General features: G+C 56.8%; 1 protein-coding gene. It reads left to right on the top strand.

All coding sequences use genetic code 11. The features are described 5' to 3' along the window. Positions 1–12 precede the first annotated feature (12 nt). A partial coding sequence (locus QP503_RS04520) for an IS1249 family transposase (protein ID WP_285101359.1) occupies positions 13–1,010 on the top strand: 998 nt, incomplete at its 3' end.

The raw sequence follows: 1,010 nt of genomic DNA, 5'->3' as shown, positions 1-1,010 counted from the left end.
AATGTGCAGGGAGTGAAGACACTCAATCCCCGCGCCCGACGCTGTCCTATCTGCTCAAGCCCCTCAAAGAAGAAAGGCTTCACAAAACAAGGCCGTCAGCGTTGGTATTGCAAGGAATGCCGCTACAGTTTCACCGCGACCGATGACCGGCAAAAACACGCCCAAGAATTCGCTGAATTCCTCACCTACATCACCACAACCACACCCCGACGCCTAGGCACGCCCAACACCCGAACCTGGGACCGCAAGCATGCCTGGTGCTGGCAAACCCGCCCTATCTGGACACCTACCGGGCAGGTCTACGACCAGGTCTTCATCGACGGGACCTATATCGCCTACAACTGGTGCGTATTGATCGCTTACACGCGAGAAGGCGTGATCGCCTACCAACTATGCGACCGTGAATCCAAATCCGCCTACCTCGCCCTCCTACGCCGTCTGCCTGCCCCTATCGTTGCCACCACCGACGGGGCAGCCGGAGCGCTGGCAGCGATCAAGCAGGAATGGCCCACCACACGCATCCAACGCTGCCTGGTACACGTGCAACGTAATATCCGCCAAGTCACCACCACCCGCCCGCAAACCCACGCTCATAAGGCCTTATATAAGCTTGCTCTCGACTTAACCAAAATAACTACCCGCGAGGGGGCTATTGCCTGGCAAAACTCGCTGCACGCTTTCCACGGTCTCTACGACACATGGCTGGCGGAGAAGACTTACCGAGAGGAAACCCGCCTTGAGAATATTCCTTCTTTCGCGCGGAAAAACAAGAAATGGTGGTACACCCACACTACTACCCGCCGGATCGTGGGCTCTCTTGACCGCTACGTCAAACAAGGCGTGCTCTTCACGTTCCTTGATCCGAGTCTGGACGTGTCAACCGTTCTTGAGTCGACGACGAACCGGCTTGAGGGAGGGGTGAACGCGCCGTTGAAAGAGTTCTTACACATCCATCGGGGCTGGTCCCAGCCCCACCTGCTGACCGCGCTTGATTATTGGCTTTATTCAAG

Origin of the sequence: Pauljensenia sp. UMB0895, assembly GCF_030218905.1 — a bacterium.
In the GTDB taxonomy this organism is placed as follows: Bacteria; Actinomycetota; Actinomycetes; order Actinomycetales; family Actinomycetaceae; genus Pauljensenia; species Pauljensenia turicensis_A.
This window is presented reverse-complemented; position numbering and strand designations above follow the sequence as displayed.